A 17,696-nucleotide genomic window follows, 5' to 3' on the forward strand; every position below is an offset into this window, starting at 1 on the left:
GGGGGGGTGGGGCGCGCGGTGGCGTGCCGCCCCACCCCCCCCCCGGTGGGCGGGAGGCCCGCCCCCCCCCCCCCCCCCCCCCACCCCGCCGTCCCACACATGGCCCGCTGTTGCCGTTGCTTCGGCTTGAGGCTTCGGCAGGTGCAGGGCGGCAGCCCTGCAAACCAGAACCCCCTCACCGCTCGGAATGCCCGCTCTGGTCGTAATCGCGCGGGCTGAACAGTTCCGGCTGGATCAGCTCGATGAACGCTCGTGCCTGCGCCGACAGCGCCTTGCCGCGGCGCACGATCACGCCATAGCTGCGCTCCGGGAACCAGCGCTTCATCGACCGCGCCGCCAGCCGCTCGTGGTCGGCCTCGTTCAGGCACAGCGCCGGCACGATGGAAATACCCATGCCCATCGCCACGTACTGCTTGATTACTTCCCAGCCGCCCACCTCGAGGGCGACGGTGTACGCGATGCGATGGCGCTGGAACACCTGGTCGACCAGACGGTAGGTGATCTGCCGCTTCGGCGGCAGCACCAGCGGATAGCGGGCGATGTCGGCCAGCTCCAGCTCCGCGCCCCGGGCCAGCGGATGGTCATGCGGCGCGATCAGCACCTGCTCGAAACGATAGGCCGGGGCGTAGCTGAGGTCGGCGGGCACGTCGGTCATCGAGCCGATGGCCAGGTCAGCGGCGTCCTCGCGCAGCAGGTCGGTACCGTCCGCGCTGATCGCGTTGTGCAGGGTCAGGCGCACATCCGGGTGATGCATGCGGAAGCGCTCGACGATCTTCGGCAGCAGGTACAGGATGGTCGAACTGTTGGCCGCGATGTTCAGTTCGCCCGCATCCAGCCCGCGCACCTTGTCGCGGAAGCGCGCCTCCAGCCCGTCCAGGCTCTCCACCAGCGGTTGCGCCATTTCGTACAGCAGCTGGCCCTCGCGGCTGGGCACCAGGCGGCGGCCGCTGCGCTCGAACAGCGGTACGCCCAGCTCCCGCTCCAGCGCCTGCAACTGCAGGCTGATGGCCGGCTGGCTGACGAAAAGCGCCTCAGCCGCCCGTGAGACTGAACCCAGACGCACGGTCTGGCAGAACGCACGCAAGGGCTTCAGGCGGTCGGATTTGTAGGAAAAACGAGGACTTGGCGAGCTGCGCGTGGTCATGGCGTAACGAGTATTAGCACAATTTATGTAAAGCATTGCAAAAACTGTTTTGCCAAATACTGAGCGCCAGCGGCACGGTGGAGATGTTCCCCACTGCTGGAGTCGTCCCATGTCCGCCGTCGCTTCCGCTGTTCCCTCCCCCGCCGCCAAGGCCACGCCCGGCATCGCCCTGGCGACCCGGGTGGCCGGCCAGGACACCCTGCTGCCGGCGCCGCTGCTGGCCCTACTGGTGTCGCTGCACCGGGCGGTGGAGCCGGGCCGGCAGGCGCGGCTGCAGGCCCGCCGTGAGCGCCAGGCGTTCTTCGACCGCGGCGGCCTGCCGGACTTCCGTGAGGACACCGCCGCGATCCGCAGCGGCGACTGGACCGTCGCACCGCTGCCGGCCGCGCTGCAGGACCGCCGCGTCGAGATCACCGGCCCGACCGATCCGAAGATGGTCATCAACGCGCTGAACTCCGGCGCCAAGGTGTTCATGGCCGACTTCGAGGATTCGACCTCGCCGACCTGGCGCAACCTGCTGGCCGGGCAGCAGTCGCTGGCCGCTGCGGTGCGTGGTGACCTGGAGTACACCGCGGCCAATGGCAAGCACTACACCCTGCGCCCGTACGACGAGCAGGCCGTGCTGATCGTGCGCCCGCGTGGCTGGCATCTGGACGAGAAGCACGTCCGCATCGATGGCCAGTTCCTGGCCGGTGGCCTGTTCGACGCGGCGGTGTTCGCCTTCCACAACGCCCGCACGCTGCAGCGCAAGGATCGTGGCCCGTACTTCTACCTGCCCAAGCTGCAGAGCATGGAAGAGGCGGCCCTGTGGGAGACCGCGCTGTCGCACATCGAAGGCATGCTGGGCCTGCCGCACGGGCAGATCAAGGTGACCGTGCTGATCGAAACGCTGCCGGCGGTGTTCGAGATGGACGAGATCCTGCACGCGCTGCGCGACCGCATCGTCGGCCTGAACTGCGGGCGCTGGGACTACATCTTCTCTTACCTGAAGACCTTCCGCCGCCACGCCGACCGCGTGCTGCCCGAGCGCGGCCAGGTGACCATGACCCAGCCGTTCCTGAAGGCGTATTCGGAACTGCTGATCCAGACGTGCCACCGCCGGGGGGCACATGCGATGGGCGGCATGGCGGCGCAGATTCCGATCAACAACGACGCCGCTGCCAACGAGCAGGCGATGGCGCGTGTGCGTGCCGACAAGCTGCGCGAGGTGAGTGCAGGCCATGACGGCACCTGGGTCGCGCATCCGGCGCTGATTCCGGTGGCGATGGCGATCTTCGACGAGCACATGCCTGCGCCCAACCAGCACCACGTCCTGCGTCAGGACGTGCGCGTGGGCCGCGACGAACTGATCGCGCGTCCGCCGGGCACCATCACCCGCGCCGGCTTCGAGGGCAATGTCGAAGTCTGCGTGCGCTACCTGGCCGCGTGGCTGGACGGCAACGGTTGCGTGCCCATCCATCACCTGATGGAAGACGCGGCCACCGCCGAGATCAGCCGCAGCCAGTTGTGGCAGTGGTTGCATACCCCGGGCCAGCAGCTGGACGACGGCACTGCCATCGACCTGGCACTGCTCGACACCACCCTGGCGCAGCTGCCCGCACGCCTGGGTGATACCACCGCGCTGCCCGGCGGCGCGCGCATCGGCGAAGCCATCGCCCTGCTTGGCGAACTGAGCCGCAACGATGAACTGACCGACTTCCTGACCCTGCCGGCCTACGCGCGCATCGACTGATCCCCGCGCCCGTTTCCACGCCGCTTCCCTTCCCGCTGCACGCACCACTGAACTGGAGAAAGACATGAGCACCCTGCCCACTGCCGAACAGATCCAGCACGACTGGGATACCAACCCGCGCTGGGAAGGCATCCAGCGCAACTACAGCGCCGCCGACGTGGTGCGCCTGCGCGGCACTGTCCATATCGAGCATTCGCTGGCCCGGCTGGGCGCGGAGAAGCTGTGGAAATCGCTGCACGAGCGCGAGTTCGTCAACGCGCTGGGCGCACTGACCGGCAACCAGGCCATGCAGCAGGTCAAGGCCGGCCTGAAGGCGATCTACCTGTCCGGCTGGCAGGTGGCGGCCGATGCCAACCTGGCCGGGCAGATGTATCCGGACCAGTCGCTGTATCCGGCCGATTCTGTGCCTGCGGTGGTCAAGCGCATCAACAACACGCTGCTGCGCGCCGACCAGCTGCATCACGCTGAAGGCAAGGACGACATCGATTTCCTGCAGCCGATCGTAGCCGATGCCGAGGCCGGCTTCGGTGGCGTGCTCAATGCGTTCGAACTGATGAAGGCGATGATCGAAGCCGGCGCCGCGGGCGTGCATTTCGAGGACCAGCTGGCATCGGTGAAGAAGTGCGGCCACATGGGCGGCAAGGTGCTGGTGCCGACCCGCGAGGCCATCGAGAAGCTCAACGCGGCGCGGCTGGCGGCCGATGTGCTGGGTGTGCCGACCCTGCTGGTGGCGCGCACCGACGCAGAAGCGGCCGACCTGCTGACCAGTGACATCGACGGCAACGATAAGCCGTTCACCACCGGCGAGCGCACCGTCGAAGGCTTCTACAAGACCCGCAACGGCCTGGAACAGGCCATCAGCCGCGGCCTGGCCTATGCACCGTATGCCGATCTGGTGTGGTGCGAGACCGGCAAGCCGGACCTGGAGTTCGCGCGCAGGTTCGCCGAAGCCATCCATGCGAAGTTCCCCGGCAAGCTGCTGGCCTACAACTGCTCGCCGAGCTTCAACTGGAAGAAGAACCTGGACGACGCCACCATCGCCAAGTTCCAGAAGGAGCTGGGCAGCTATGGCTACAAGTTCCAGTTCATCACCCTGGCCGGTTTCCACGCGCTGAACTACGGCATGTTCAACCTGGCCCACGGTTACGCGCGCCGGCAGATGAGCGCCTTCGTCGAGCTGCAGGAGGCGGAGTTCGAAGCGGCCGAGCGCGGCTTCACCGCGGTCAAGCACCAGCGCGAGGTCGGCACCGGTTACTTCGACGCGGTCACCCAGGCGATCCAGCAGGGACAGTCCTCCACCACCGCGCTGACCGGTTCGACCGAAGAAGAGCAGTTCCACAGCGAACGCGCGGCCTGATCCAACGGTGGCCGTGCGATCGGCTGCCGACACCGCTCAGGGTGGCCAGGGAAGGGCCAGACAACGCCGGCCGGTCGGGGGACCTGCCGGCGTTGTTGTATCCCCTCGGCCCGGTCCCGCATGGCATCCGCGTCAATCGGGCGCACGCCTCGCCACGCAACTTGGCCCAAACCCTGTGAAGACGGGCATCAGCTTGATCCGGCAGGAATTTTTACGGACAGTCGTGCTCCCAAGGTGCAGCCCCCGGTCTCCACGCACCTACCGGCTGTCGATTCGTAAAAATGAGATAGGGCGCACACTTTAAAGCGGTGCTATGCTCCGCGGCTCACCAGGGGACGCTGGCGGCGGGTGCAGGGAATGACCGGCAGGGGTGCGGCCGAGAACACTGATGCAACGACCGGTATCGCCCATGTGGCGATGGCCGAGATCGTGCATGCGCTGCTGTCCGATGCCGAGGTCGCATTGTTCGCCAGATTCGGCCGGCCGCGCCGGCTCGAAGCCGGGCAGTGGCTGTTCCAGCGCGGCCATCGTGGCGAGCGCATGTACGTGATCCTGGAAGGCCGGATCGAACTGGATTTCGGCGAGGATCTGGTGATCAAGGTCCTCGGCCACCAGGAGTTCTTCGGCGAGCTGGGCCTGCTGGTCGGCGATCACCTGCGCAGTGCCGGTGCACGTGCGCTGGTCGATTGCCAGGTGCTGGAACTGGGGCCGGCCGATTTCCAGCGTCTGGTCGATGCCGATCCAGGGCTGGTGGCCTACTTCCTGCGCCGTACGATCATGCGCGTGCTGACCAACGAGCAGGCCCTGATCAGCCAGCTGCGGCGCCGCAACCACGATCTGGAAACGGCGCTCGACAATCTGTACATCACCACCCACCAGCTCACGCACACCCGCGAGCTGGTGCGTACCGACGAACTGACCGGGCTGCACAACCGCCGCGGGCTGACCCTGTACCTGCAGGAGTGCCGGGCCGATGGGCAGGGCGCACCGCAGGGCCTGCTGCTGATCGATTGTGATCGCTTCAAGCAGATCAACGACCGGCACGGCCACCAGGCCGGCGACCGGGTGCTGCAGAGCATGGGCAACATCCTGCGCTCGATGGCCGGCGAACACGACCTGGCCTGCCGCCTGGGCGGCGATGAGTTCTGCCTCATCCTGCGGCGCGGCACCCACGAAATCGTGCAGCATGCCGCCGAGTTCATCCTCAGCGCGGTGCATGGTCTACTCGAACGCAGCCATGGCACGCCCCATGTGAGCCTGGTGAGCATCGGCGCCAGCCTGCTGGCGCCGGATGCGGACTGGAGCGAGTGGTATGCGCGTGCGGACCGCGCGCTGTACCAGGCCAAGCGCGATGGCGGCAACTGCCTGCGCTGGGTGGACGCGCCGGACGGGCACTAGAGCGGAGACACCGGTGATGAAGGGCGACAAAGGAACGTCGGCGCCACACAACCAGCAGCTGCGCGCGCTGCTGTTCACCGACCTGTGCGATTCGCTGCAGCTGGTTGAGCGGATCGGTGATGTGGCGGCGGCCGAGCTGTTCCAGCAGCATGACCGTCTGGTGCTGGGTCTGCAGCAGCGCTGGAACGGGCAGCTGATCGACCGTTCCGACGGCCTGTTCGTACTGTTCGAGCGCACCATCGATGGCGTCGGTTTTGCCCTGGCCTACCAGACTGCGGTGGAGGCGCTGGGGCGTGAGCGCGGCATCGTGCTGCGCGCGCGTGCGGGCCTGCATGTCGGTGACGTGCTGTTGTGGAACAACAGTGCCGAAGCAATGGCCCATGGCGCCAAGCCGGTGGAGGTGGAGGGCCTGGCCAAGCCGATGGCGGCGCGGTTGATGCAGCTGGCCTGGCCGGGCCAGGTGCTGCTGTCGGCCACCGCCGAGCAGATGGCACGGCGCGCTACCTCCACGCTGCCCTGGGCCAGCGAGGCGCTGCGCTGGAAGCACCATGGGCGCTGGCGCTTCAAGGGCATCACCGAGCGCCAGGATGTGTTCGAGATCGGCCTGCGTGGCAGTGCGCCGCTGCGTCGACCGCGCTCGGGCGAGAAGGCATGGCGCGATCTACCCTTGTGGCGGCGTCCCGCGGCCGTGGTCACCGAGGCCGCGCTGGCGGTGACGCTGGGCGTGCTGCTGTGGATGCTGCTGCGCCCGGCGCCGGCCATCGCCTTCGCCGAACGGGACTGGGTGATCCTGGCCGCGGTGCAGAACACCACCGCCTATCCGCAGCTGGACAGCAGCCTGGAGCAGGCGCTGTACATCAGCCTGGGTCAGTCACGCTTCGTCAACATCCTCAGCGAGTTGAAGGTGCGCGACACCCTGCAGCTGATGCAGCGCTCGCCACAGGCACGGCTCGACCGAGGCCTGGCCATCGAGGTGGCCCTGCGCGACGGCGCACGCGCGGTGCTGGTACCGAGCGTGCTCGAGCTCAACGGCAAGGTGCGGGTCAGTGTCGAAGTGGTCGATCCGCACAGCGGCCAGACCGTCTATACGCGCTACGCCGATGGTCGAGGCCTGGAATCGATCCTGACCTCCACCGACCACGTGGTGGCAGCGCTGCGCGCCGACCTGGGCGAAGCGTTGCGTGATGTCGGTCGCGATCAGCGACCACTGCCCACCGTGGCGACGGCCAATCTCGATGCCCTGCATGCCTACGCCAAGGGCGTCGATGCCACGGCGGCCGCCCGCTACGACGACGCACTGATGTTCTACGAGCAGGCCACCCGGCTCGATCCCGCATTCGCCTTTGCCTATGTGGGGCAGATGACCATCCAGCACGCCAAGGGCAACCTGGAGCAGGCCGCCGTGCTGTACCGAAAGGCGGTCAGCCAGCGTGCCCACCTGACCGCACGCGACCAGCTGTACCTTGACGCGTGGGCAGCGGATTTCGCAGGTGCACCGCCCATGCGCATCGCCGACAAGTGGCGCCTGCTGACCGAGCTGTACCCGGACGACCCGGCCGGTTGGATGAACTACGCCAAGATCCTGTACACCCAGGGCGACTATGACGGCGCCCTGGCCGCAACACAGCCGCTGCTGGCCCGCCAGCATTCTCGGCGTGCACTGGTGCTGGTGTTCGTGGCGCGGGTGCAGCTGGCCCGTGGCGAAGTTGCCGCAGCCGAAGCGGCGCTGCGCGGCGCACGCCTTCATCCGGGCTGGAATGGCGATGGCATGGAGCCGGTGATCGCCGCGCTGGCCGGTGATTTCGAGGCCGCCAATGCCGGCTTTGCGGCGATGCCCGTATCGGGGCCGGGGACGCGCATGCTGCGCGCGGCGGTGCTGGCCATGCAGGAGCGCGCGCACGAGGCAGCCACCGACATGCGGCAGGTGGCTGCCCAGTGCACGACGGTCGGTGGGCTGTGCGACATCTACGCGCTGCAGGCACTGGCCTGGCGCGAACAGGAAGGCGACCACGTGACGGCACAGGAATACCTGCGTGTGCTGGACCGGGCGCTGGCCGCGGTCGACCGTCGCCATCCTGCGCCAGCGCGCCGCAATGCATTCATCGCCCTGGCGGCGGCCTATCATGCCGCGCGCGCAGGCCACGCCTCGGTGGTGATGCAGCGCAGGGACCCGCTGCAGGCCCTGCCCGAGCGCGACGCGGATCCGCGTCTGCGCGAGCTCTGGAACCTGCTGCGTGCCCGCATGGCCTTCGACCAGGGTGACCTGGACCAGGCGCAGGACCTGCTGGCGCAGCAGCCGTCGGCGAACCTGTTCCAGTGGCGGGTGCTGCAGCTGGATCTGGTGACCGCGCGCGGCGACCAGGCCGCGGTCGCACGGCAGGCGGCGTGGCTGCAGCGCCACGCCGGCCTGGCATTTGCTGAAGACACCGGTGACTACGCTCTGTTGCCACTGAACGCGATGGATGTGCAGCGGCTGGCGGCAGGCCGCGCCGCCGCAGTGATGCCTGACAAGGGCACGGTGGCCGCGCCCTGAGGCCGATCTATCGATCCAGGCCGGGCAGGCCATCCTCGAACAGGAACGGCACGGTGAACGAGGCACGCGCGTCCAGCAGCTCCCGCAGGCGCGGAGCTGCCTTGGCGAACTCGGCCTTGCTGCCCAGCGTGGCCAGTGGCGTATGGCAGGCGCGCACGCAGTCTTCATCGGCGCCCAGATCGAGCAGTGCCTGGCCCGGATCAGCGGCGAAAGCCTTGCGGAAGTCATCGTCGCTGGACAGGCGTTCCAGCAGCTGCTGGACGACGTGGGTGGGAAGCGGTGAAGAAGACATGGCGTGCAACCGACGGGCTGGGAAAATGGAAGTATCGGCGGCGATCGTGCGAAGTTGATGGCAGGCACGTGCATCGCGCTATGATCGGCGCCCCCGCAGGCCTTTCGATTGCACGCCGATGAGATTCCGCCGTTGCCGGACACTGTTCGTCGAGCCGGTCGAACGCCCGGCCTTTGCATTGGCCGACCTGATGGCCGGCGGCACCGGGGTGACCTTCGAGCAGCGGCTGCAGGTGCGTACCGCCCACCTGCCTTCGGCATGCGAGATCGATGCCGACAGCTGCGCCTGGCTGTTGGCCTGCAGCGCCGAGCATTGGCAGCCGATGCCGGAGGATGCGGCCTGCCGCCGCCGCGTACTGGCGCTGCTGCAGCAGGGACTGCTGGTGAGCGACGATCCGGCCCATGCCGAGGCCTGTGCGGCCGAGCAGCGCGTGCGCGACAGCCACTGGTGGCCGCTGTCGGCGCTGCACTACCAGCAATCCTGCTGGGATGGCGTGGACAGCAGCGCGGACATGCAGCGTCAGCAGCTGGTGACCGCGCGCGACCTGGTCCGCAGCTTCGGCAATCCGCCGCCGGAGGCGCCGCCACGCCAGCCCGGCGCGCTTGCGCTGCCCCGCTGCGATGATGATCCGATGCAGGAACTGCTGCAGGCGCGTGCCACCTGCCGGAACTTCGACGCGACCCGCGCGCTGCCGCTGTCGTTGCTGGCACGGCTGCTGCAGCAGGTGCTGATGGCGCAGGGACAGGTGGAAACCGATCCGGACGTGCGGTTCCTGAAGAAGAACGTGCCCTCGGCCGGCAGCCTGCATCCGCTGGAAGCCTATCTGATGGTGCGCGACGTGCAGGGCCTGGCGCCGGGGCTCTACCATTACCACGCAGTCGCGCATGAACTGGCCCCGCTGCCGGTGCAGCCCGACGATCCCGCAGGGTTCCGCCTGCGCCTGCTGGCGGGCCAGCACTGGTTCGCCGATGCCCACGTGCTGCTGGTACTGGTGTGCCGCTTCGAGCGCACCTTCTGGAAGTACCGCAACCACGCCAAGGCCTACCGTGCGGTCATGCTCGACGCCGGGCACATCTCGCAGGCGTTCTACAGCGCGGCCACCGCACAGGGCCTGGGCGCGTTCGTCACGGCGGCCATCAACGAGGCCGAGGCCGCGCGTGCGCTTGCCCTGCAGCCGATGGCGGAAGGCGCGCTGGCGGTATGCGGCTTCGGCTGGCGCGCGGCAACGATGCAGACCTCGGAGATGGACCCGGCAGGCCGTGTGTGGCCCGCCAGGATCACGCCGTAGCGTGGCTCAGGCCGCTTCGAAGTCGACCAGCACCGCGCCGTCGCCGACCTGGTCGCCGGCCTTCGCCCGGTAACCCTTCACTGTGCCGTCGGCCGGTGCCTGCAGGGTGTGCTCCATCTTCATCGCCTCGAGTACCACCAGCGGCGTGCCGCGCTTGACCTGGGCACCGGCCTCGACCAGCGTGGCCACGATCCTGCCGGGCATCGGCGCCAGCAGGCTGCCTGCATCGGCCACCGCATGCTCCGACTCGCCGACCGGGTCGTGCAGGGTGAAGCGGTGCTGGCCATCGGCGCCGAACAGATACAGCTGGTCACCCTCGCGCAGCAGCTGCAGTGACCAGCGACGGCCGTCCAGCTGCACCGTCAGGTGCTGGCTGTCGAGGCGACCGAGCACCGACTGCGGGGCCGCATCATCACATTGCACACGCCAGCCATCGGCCTGTGCCCACACCTTCAGCACGTGCCGGCGCTCTCCCTGCTGCAGCGGCAGCACGCGGGGCGCGGGCGCACCCAGGCGCCAGCCATCCTGTGCGCGCCAGGGTGAATGGGGATCGCGCGGGTCGCTGCCGGCGTCGGCCGTGCTGGCAACCGCGGCGACCGCGGCCAGCTGCCACAGTGCATCGTCGCTGTCACCGACGGCACTCAGGGCGGCCTGCTCGCGTTCGATCAGTGCGGTATCCAGCCGGGCGTGCGCGAATGAATCGGTGTGGACCAGCCGGCGCAGGAAACCGGCATTGGTGGTCACGCCCACCACCTGGCAGTCAGCCAGCGCCTGGCTCATGCGCCGCAATGCGCTGTCGCGGTCCACATCCCAGACGATCAGCTTGGCGATCATCGGGTCGTAATACGGCGTGATGGCGTCGCCTTCCTCCACGCCGGTATCCACGCGCACGTTGGCCGAAGCAGCCGGCAGGCGCAGGCGGCGCAGGGTACCGGTGGACGGCAGGAAGCCGCGGTCGGCATCTTCGGCGTACAGCCGTGCTTCGATCGCGTGGCCTTGGATGGCCAGCTGGTCCTGGCGCAGCGGCAGTGGCTGGCCACAGGCCACGCGCAGCTGCCATTCCACCAGGTCGGTACCGGTGACGAACTCGGTGACCGGATGCTCGACCTGCAGGCGGGTGTTCATTTCCATGAAGTAGAAATCACCGTCCGGGCCGGCGATGAACTCCACCGTGCCCGCACCGACGTAGCCCACGGCGCGTGCAGCGTCGACCGCCGCCTGGCCCATCGCTGCGCGGCGCTCGGCACTCATGCCCGGTGCCGGGGCTTCTTCCAACACCTTCTGGTGCCGGCGTTGCACCGAGCAGTCACGCTCGAACAGGTAGACCGCATCACCGTGGCTGTCGCCGAACACCTGGATCTCGATATGGCGCGGGCGCTCGACATACTTCTCGACCAGCACGTGGTCGTTGCCGAACGCCGAGGCGGCTTCGCGCTGGCAGCTGGCCAGCGCATCGATGAAGTCCTCGCTGCGTTCGACCTTGCGCATGCCCTTGCCGCCACCGCCGGCGCTGGCCTTGATCAGCACCGGATAGCCGATCGTATCGGCCTGCGCGCGCAGGAAGTCCGGCGCCTGCTGGTTACCGTGATAACCCGGCGTCAGCGGCACGCCGGCTTTGGCCATCAAGGCCTTGGCCGCGCTCTTGTCACCCATCGCGCGGATCGCGCTGGCCGGCGGCCCGATGAAGGTGATGCCGGCGGCGGCACAGGCATCGGCGAAGTCGGCGTTCTCGGACAGGAAGCCGTATCCGGGATGGATCGCCTGCGCGCCGCTCCGGCGTGCGGCGTCGAGCAGGGCCTCGCCGCGCAGATAGCTTTCGCGTGCGGCGGCCGGCCCGATGTGGATGGCCTCGTCGGCCAGGCGCACGTGGCGGGCGTTGCGGTCCGCATCGGAATACACGGCCACGGTGGCGATGCCGAGGCGGCGGCAGGTGGCGATGACGCGGCAGGCGATTTCGCCACGGTTGGCGATCAGGACTTTGGTGAACATGGCGACAGGCTCGGTCATGGCGCGGGTTACATGCGGAACACGCCGAAGCGCGTCTGCTGCGGGGCGGCGTTGAGGCTGGCCGACAGCGCCAGGGCCAACACCCGGCGGGTATCGGCCGGATCGATCACGCCGTCGTCCCACAGGCGCGCGCTGGCGTAGTACGGGTGGCCCTGCTGCTCGAACTGCTCGCGGATCGGCGCCTTGAACGCGTCCTCTTCCGCAGCGGGCCATTGCCCGCCCTTGGCTTCGATGCCATCGCGACGCACCGTGGCCAGCACGCTGGCGGCCTGTTCGCCACCCATCACGCCGATGCGTGCGTTGGGCCACATCCACAGGAAATTCGGCGAATAGGCCCGCCCACACATGCCGTAGTTGCCGGCGCCGAACGAGCCGCCGATCACCACGGTGAACTTGGGCACCTTCGCGCAGGCGACCGCCATCACCAGCTTGGCACCGTCCTTGGCGATACCGCCCTGTTCGTACTTGCGCCCGACCATGAAGCCGGTGATGTTCTGCAGGAACAGCAGCGGGATGCCGCGCTGGGTGCACAGCTCGATGAAGTGCGCGCCCTTCAGCGCGGACTCGGAGAACAGGATGCCGTTGTTGGCGATGATGCCGATCGGGTAGCCGTTCAGATGGGCGAAGCCGGTGACCAGGGTGGCGCCATAGCGCGGCTTGAACTCATCGAAGCGCGAGCCATCGACCAGGCGTGCGATCACCTCGCGCACGTCGTAGGGCTTGCGCGTATCGGCCGGGATCACGCCGTACAGTTCGTGCGCCGGCAGCAACGGTTCCTCCGGCGGCTGCATCGCCATCGCCGGTTCCGGCTTGCGCCAGTTCAGCTGGGCGATGATCGCGCGGACCCGTGCCAGCGCCTGCAGGTCGTTGTCGGCCATGTGGTCGGCCACGCCGGAAATGCGCGTGTGCACGTCCGCGCCGCCCAGTTCCTCGGCCGTCACCACTTCACCGGTGGCCGCCTTCACCAGCGGCGGGCCGCCGAGGAAGATGGTGCCCTGCTCGCGCACGATCACCGTTTCATCGCTCATCGCCGGCACGTAGGCCCCACCGGCGGTGCAGCTGCCCATGACGCAGGCGATCTGCGGGATGCCCTGCGCGGACAGGTTGGCCTGGTTGTAGAAGATGCGGCCGAAGTGGTCGCGATCGGGGAACACCTCGTCCTGCAGCGGCAGGAAGGCGCCACCGGAGTCGACCAGATAGATGCACGGCAGGTGGTTCTGCTCGGCGATCTCCTGTGCACGCAGGTGCTTCTTCACCGTCATCGGGTAATAGGTGCCGCCCTTGACCGTGGCATCGTTGGCCACGATCACGCACTCCACGCCGCTGACCCGGCCGATGCCGGCGACCACGCCGGCTGCCGGCACAGCGTCGTCGTACATGCCATGAGCAGCCAGCGGCGCGATTTCCAGGAAGGCACTGCCGGCATCGAGCAGGGCGTCGATGCGGTCGCGTACCAGCAGCTTTCCGCGCGCGGTGTGCTTGGCGCGTGCCGCCTCGCTGCCGCCCAGGGCAGTGCGGGCGAGGGTGGCGTGCAGATCGTCGACCACGGCCTGCATCGCCGCGCGGTTGCTTTCAAACGTGTCGCTGCCCGGTTGCAGCTGGCTGTTCAGGACGGTCATGGGGTGGCCTTACAGAGTGCGCTGGAACAATTCACGGCCGATCAGCATGCGGCGGATCTCCGACGTGCCCGCACCGATCTCGTACAGCTTGGCGTCGCGCCACAGGCGGCCGGTCGGGTACTCGTTGATGTAGCCGTTGCCACCGAGGATCTGGATCGCCTGCCCGGTCAGCCAGGTGGCCTTCTCGGCGGCGTACAGGATCGCACCGGCCGCGTCCTGGCGGGTGGTACGGCCCTGGTCGCAGGCGCGTGCCACGGCGTACACGTAGGCGCGGCAGGCGCCCAGGCCCACGTACATGTCGGCGATCTTGGCCTGGATCAGCTGGAAGCTGCCGATCGCTTCGCCGAACTGGTGGCGTTCGTGCACGTACGGCATCACCACGTCCATGGCCGCAGCCATCAGCCCCAGCGGGCCGCCGGACAGCACCACGCGCTCGTAGTCCAGGCCGGACATCAGCACGCGCACGCCACCGCCGACGCTGCCGAGCACGTTCTCTTCGGGAATCTCGCAGTCCTGGAACACCAGTTCGCAGGTCGGCGAGGAGCGCATGCCCAGCTTGTCCAGCTTCTGCGCGGTGGAGAAACCCGGCATGCCCTTTTCAACCAGGAAGGCGGTGATGCCCCTGGCGCCGGCGTCCATGTCGGTTTTGGCATAGACCACCAGCACATCGGCGTCCGGGCCGTTGGTGATCCACATCTTGTTGCCGTTGAGGACATAGCGATCGCCACGCTTGTCGGCGCGCAGCTTCATCGATACCACGTCCGAACCGGCGCCGGGTTCGCTCATCGCCAGTGCGCCCACCTTGGCGCCGCTGCACAGGTCGGGCAGGAAGCGCTGCTTCTGCGCCTCGCTGCCGTTCTTGCGCAGCTGGTTCACGCACAGGTTGGAGTGCGCGCCATAGGACAGGCCGATGCCGCCGGAGGCGCGCGAGACCTCTTCCATCGCCACCACGTGGGCCAGGTAGCCCATGCCGGTACCGCCGTATTCTTCCTCGACGGTAAGGCCGAGCAGGCCCTGTTCGCCCAGTTTCGGCCACAGTGCCTGCGGGAACTGGTTGGTCGCATCGGCCTCGGCCGCCAGCGGCGCGATCTCGGCGGCGGCAAAATGGGCCACGCTCTGGCGCAGCAGGTCGATCTCTTCACCGAGATCGAAGTTCAGGGACGGCACGTGCATTACAGCGGCTCCACGGCGGCAAAGTGGGGGATGGACGCACCCAGGGCTTGCCGGCAATGGTTTCCAGGACCGCGCCGGCACGGGCGAGGCCCCAGCGTAACGGGGTTCGGGAAAGAAGTGAACACAAATTCAAAAATTGAAACCAGAATCAAAACATGGCCTACAAACGCTCTGCACTGATGGAAGAACGCCTGGCCGGGGCCCGCGAGCGGATCCTGCTGGCAACCCGTGAACGGGTCGCCACCGGCGGCTGGCGAAACGCCCCGGTGACCGCCGTGGCAACCCAGGCGGGGGTCTCCACCGGCCTGATCTACCGTCATTTCCCCTCCAAGGCCGACCTGTTCGTGGAGGTGCTCAACGCGGCGGTGGCCCATGAAGTGGCGATCATGGAACGCATCGCCAGCGGCCCGGAGGCGGCCAGCGAGCGCCTGCGGCTGGCCATCGCCGCCTTCGTGCGCCGCGCCCTGGCGGGTCCGGGGCTGGCCCACGCCTTCATCGTCGAACCGGTCGATCCGGACGTGGAAGCCGAGCGCATGCGCGGCCGCCGTGCCTTCGGCGATGTGTTCCTGCGCCTGGTGGAGGAAGGCGTGGCCGCCGGCGAACTGCCTGCGCAGGATGCGCATGTGGCGGCCGCGTGCCTGGTCGGCGCCTTCACCGAAGCGATGGTTGGCCCGACTGCGCCCAGCCGTGAAGCGCATCGCGACGAGGATGCGCTGGTCGACGCCATCTGCAGCTTCTGCCTGCGTGCCATCGGCGCACCGGTAAATCGGTAGCGCCGGGCCATGCCTGGTGGCTTGTGTTGCTGGGGTCAGATCCCTTTTGCGGCGCAAAAGGGATCTGACCCCAGCCCCCGGCATGTTGCGCCGCACCAGCATTGACGCCTGTTGTCGCGCGCAGGACGCGTTCTATACTCGGCCCATCACGCAGTCGCTCAGCCGTGGTCCAACGACTACCAGCCAGGGGTAACGAAGAGTGCGGAATTACGATCTGGAGTTCCTGAAACGCTTCTCCATGGTGATCGCGCTGTTGATGGCCATCACTCTGGGTCTGATCTTCCTTGCCGCCTTCCTGCACACCCGGATTCCGCCCGAGGTGTCGCCCACTGCGGCCAAACGCACCGAACAGCGCATCGCGCCGACCGGAGCCGTGTACGCCGGCAGTACCGGTGCGGCCGCGCAGGCGGCCGCCAAGGCGGCCGCGCTGGCCAAGGCCGCCTCGCAGGTGGCGTACGGCGGCACCACCGATGGCAAGGTCATCTTCGACAACCTGTGCACCGCCTGCCACACCACCGGCGTGGGCCAGGCGCCGACCCTGGACCGCGCGCACTGGGACCAGCGCATCACGCAGGGCAAGGACACGCTCTACAAGCACGCCATCGAGGGGTACACCGGCCCGGACGGCGGCATCATGCCACCCAAGGGCGGCAACCCGGCGCTGACCGAGGAACAGATCCACGCCACCGTGGACTGGATGCTGGGCAACCTGAAGTAGGACCTTTCCGCAGCGCCGGGCCTGCCCTCGGCAGCCTCTGCGCCACCTGCGCGGGCGGCTGCCGGACATGGGCCCGGCGCTGCCATCCCGTCGTCGACGGCCCCCGGGGCTTTGCCCACCCGGGCCGATCGCCGGGCTGCAGTCGGGCGTTCGTATTTCGGGGTTAGTCTGTGCCCCCATTCCGTGGAGTCGCCCGTCGATGCGCCGCCGTTCCCTTGTTCTCGCCCTGTCCCTGCTGCTGCCGGCACCTGCCTTTGCCCAGGCCCAGCCGCAGGCCATGCCGGCCCCGGCGACGTCCACCCCGCGCAACTCCACCGTTGTACTGGCCACCGCGCCGGCCGACTGGCGCGCGCTGGACGGCCAGCGTGTGCGCATCGCTGCGCCGCTGACCCTGGCCGGCACCGACGCTCTGGAACGCTCCGGCCAGCTGACGGTCGCCTTCGGCGGTCGCCTGTGGCAGCCGACCGAAGTGGCCGCGCCAGGCACCGCCGGCATCGAACAGGTGATGGCTGACAACCTGCGCCGCCGCCTGGTCCTGGACGATGGCAGCGACGTGCGTGATCCGGGCAGCGTGGCCTACCTGCCGGGCAACCCGGTGCTGCGCACCGGCATGCTGCTGCGCAATGTGGAAGGCACTGTCCGCGTGGACGCGCAGGGCCGCCCCCAGCTGCGGGTCGAAGGCACGCTGAGCCTGCCCGCACTGCAGCGGCCGGCGGTGCCGGAGGTGCCTGGCAGCCTGCGTATCGCGGCGTTCAACCTGGAAAACTACTTCAATGGCGACGGCCAGGGCGGCGGCTTCCCGACGCTGCGCGGTGCCCGCACGCTGGAGGAGCACAAGGCCCAGGTGGCCAAGCTGGTCGCCACCATCAATGCGCTCGATACCCACATCGCCGCCCTCATGGAGCTGGAGAACGATGGCTACGGACCGCAGTCGGCCATTGCCGAGCTGCTGGCCGCGCTCAATGACCGGCCACACGCCGGGCCGGACGACGCATGGGTGGCGGTCGATCCGGGCGAAGGCCCCGGCACCAATCCCATCCGCGTCGGCATCATCTACAAGCGCGGTGCGTTCAAGACATTGGGCCCGCCGTTGACCAAGCTTGACGGCCCGTTTGCCGAGCACAGCCGCGCACCGCTGGCACAGGCTTTCCAGGGCAAGGGCGCACCGTTCATGGTGGTCGCCAACCACTTCAAGTCCAAGGGGTGCCGCGACGCCAGCGGCGCCGACGCCGACCGCAACGATGGCCAGGGCTGCTGGAATGCGACGCGCGTCGAATCGGCCCGCCAGCTCAACCAGTGGGTGCAGGCCGAAGCCGCGCGCCTGAAGGTGAAGGATGTGGTGATGCTGGGCGATTTCAACGCCTATGCGATGGAGGATCCGATCCGCACGCTGCACACGCTGGGCTGGCAGGACGCCTTCAAGGTGGCCAAGGTCGAACATCCCTACAGCTACGTCTACAACGGCTACAGCGGCCGCCTCGACCACGCGCTGCTGAGTCCGTCCATGGCCCGCCGCCTGGCGGGCGCCGCCGAATGGCACAGCAATGCCGACGAGCAGGACGCCAGCGGCTACCAGGGGCGCAATGTGCCCGGCCCATGGCGCAGTTCCGACCACGACCCGCTGCTGCTGGGCTTCGACAAGTAATGCCCAACGCCGGGGTC

Annotated in this window: 13 protein-coding genes; 8 read left to right on the forward strand and 5 right to left on the reverse strand. The window is 68.3% G+C overall.

The window, feature by feature from the left end:
- Positions 1-175 precede the first annotated feature (175 nt).
- A complete protein-coding gene (locus ABE543_RS10230; RefSeq protein WP_164151111.1) occupies positions 176-1,144 on the reverse strand; it encodes a LysR family transcriptional regulator in 969 nt (322 codons plus the stop codon).
- Positions 1,145-1,253: 109 nt separating this feature from the next.
- Here ABE543_RS10230 and aceB point away from each other — a divergent pair, with 109 nt between their 5' ends.
- The 4 genes from aceB (at position 1,254) to ABE543_RS10250 (ending at position 8,164) form a co-directional block, all read left to right on the forward strand.
- Complete coding sequence (aceB, locus tag ABE543_RS10235) at positions 1,254-2,876, forward strand: malate synthase A (RefSeq protein WP_053518609.1); 1,623 nt, start codon at positions 1,254-1,256, stop codon at positions 2,874-2,876.
- Positions 2,877-2,940: 64 nt separating this feature from the next.
- Positions 2,941-4,233 carry an isocitrate lyase gene (aceA, locus tag ABE543_RS10240; protein WP_053518608.1) on the forward strand — a complete coding sequence of 431 codons (1,293 nt, stop codon included), beginning with the start codon at positions 2,941-2,943 and terminating at the stop codon, positions 4,231-4,233.
- A gap of 357 nt (positions 4,234-4,590) precedes the next feature.
- On the forward strand, positions 4,591-5,631 hold the full coding sequence (locus ABE543_RS10245) for a GGDEF domain-containing protein (protein ID WP_053518607.1): 1,041 nt from the start codon (positions 4,591-4,593) through the stop codon (positions 5,629-5,631).
- 16 nt (positions 5,632-5,647) lie between these two features.
- Entirely contained in the window at positions 5,648-8,164 is a 2,517-nt protein-coding gene (locus ABE543_RS10250) for a putative peptide modification system cyclase (RefSeq protein ID WP_164151113.1), read from the forward strand.
- 7 nt (positions 8,165-8,171) lie between these two features.
- On the opposite strand, the gene ABE543_RS10255 is transcribed toward ABE543_RS10250, so the two are convergent.
- The gene (locus ABE543_RS10255; RefSeq protein WP_053518604.1) at positions 8,172-8,456 is read right to left on the reverse strand and encodes an NHLP-related RiPP peptide; all 285 of its coding nucleotides are present in this window, start codon (positions 8,454-8,456) and stop codon (positions 8,172-8,174) included.
- Positions 8,457-8,574: 118 nt separating this feature from the next.
- Between ABE543_RS10255 and ABE543_RS10260 the strand changes: the two genes are divergently transcribed.
- Positions 8,575-9,744, forward strand: coding sequence for a putative peptide maturation dehydrogenase (locus tag ABE543_RS10260; protein WP_346475655.1), 1,170 nt, complete (start codon positions 8,575-8,577; stop codon positions 9,742-9,744).
- A gap of 6 nt (positions 9,745-9,750) precedes the next feature.
- Here ABE543_RS10260 and ABE543_RS10265 read toward each other — a convergent pair whose 3' ends face one another.
- Genes ABE543_RS10265 through ABE543_RS10275 form a run of 3 tightly spaced genes read right to left on the reverse strand, consistent with a single transcriptional unit; the run spans position 9,751 to position 14,543 of the window.
- Positions 9,751-11,733, reverse strand: coding sequence for an acetyl/propionyl/methylcrotonyl-CoA carboxylase subunit alpha (locus tag ABE543_RS10265; RefSeq protein ID WP_346475673.1), 1,983 nt, complete (start codon positions 11,731-11,733; stop codon positions 9,751-9,753).
- Positions 11,734-11,759: 26 nt separating this feature from the next.
- The gene (locus tag ABE543_RS10270; RefSeq protein WP_065174183.1) at positions 11,760-13,370 is read right to left on the reverse strand and encodes a carboxyl transferase domain-containing protein; all 1,611 of its coding nucleotides are present in this window, start codon (positions 13,368-13,370) and stop codon (positions 11,760-11,762) included.
- Positions 13,371-13,379: 9 nt separating this feature from the next.
- On the reverse strand, positions 13,380-14,543 hold the full coding sequence (locus ABE543_RS10275) for an isovaleryl-CoA dehydrogenase (RefSeq protein WP_053518598.1): 1,164 nt from the start codon (positions 14,541-14,543) through the stop codon (positions 13,380-13,382).
- A gap of 155 nt (positions 14,544-14,698) precedes the next feature.
- Between ABE543_RS10275 and ABE543_RS10280 the strand changes: the two genes are divergently transcribed.
- The 3 genes from ABE543_RS10280 (at position 14,699) to ABE543_RS10290 (ending at position 17,679) form a co-directional block, all read left to right on the forward strand.
- Complete coding sequence (locus tag ABE543_RS10280; RefSeq protein WP_053518597.1) at positions 14,699-15,316, forward strand: TetR/AcrR family transcriptional regulator; 618 nt, start codon at positions 14,699-14,701, stop codon at positions 15,314-15,316.
- Between the two features lie 199 nt (positions 15,317-15,515).
- Positions 15,516-16,034 (forward strand): c-type cytochrome, encoded by a 519-nt coding sequence (locus tag ABE543_RS10285; RefSeq protein ID WP_053518595.1) that lies wholly within the window; start codon positions 15,516-15,518, stop codon positions 16,032-16,034.
- Between the two features lie 199 nt (positions 16,035-16,233).
- Positions 16,234-17,679, forward strand: coding sequence for an ExeM/NucH family extracellular endonuclease (locus tag ABE543_RS10290; RefSeq protein ID WP_346475656.1), 1,446 nt, complete (start codon positions 16,234-16,236; stop codon positions 17,677-17,679).
- Positions 17,680-17,696 lie beyond the last annotated feature (17 nt).

It is taken from the genome of Stenotrophomonas sp. TWI169 (genome assembly GCF_039674705.1).
Classification (GTDB): Bacteria; Pseudomonadota; Gammaproteobacteria; order Xanthomonadales; family Xanthomonadaceae; genus Stenotrophomonas; species Stenotrophomonas maltophilia_P.